This is a genomic window from Micrococcus sp. GbtcB5 (assembly GCF_019091605.1).
GTDB lineage: Bacteria > Actinomycetota > Actinomycetes > Actinomycetales > Micrococcaceae > Micrococcus > Micrococcus luteus.
Window position 1 is genome coordinate 1 of record NZ_JAGXJK010000340.1, and the last position, 246, is coordinate 246.

Consider the following 246-nt stretch of genomic DNA (forward strand, 5'->3'; position numbering starts at 1 on the left):
CGACATCGACGCCGCCGTCGCCGCGGCCCGTGCCGCCTTCGACGGGGGCTCATGGGTGCGGATGCGGCCGAATGTACGCGAGGTCCTGCTGTGGCGGGTCTCCAACCTGATCACCGAACGCCTCGAGGACTTCGCGCTCCTGGAGTCCCTCGTCCAGGGCAATGGCGTGGGCATCGCCAGCGCCTTTGTCGTCCGCGCCGCTGCGGACTGCTTCCCTTACTACGCCGGCTGGCCCTCCCAGCTGCA

Annotated in this window: 1 protein-coding gene; it reads left to right on the plus strand. The window is 69.9% G+C overall.

Translation table 11 applies throughout. From position 1 onward, the window contains the following. Positions 1–246, plus strand: a 246-nt coding sequence (locus tag KVS67_RS12610; RefSeq protein ID WP_217565509.1) for an aldehyde dehydrogenase family protein, incomplete at both ends; no start/stop codon positions are given.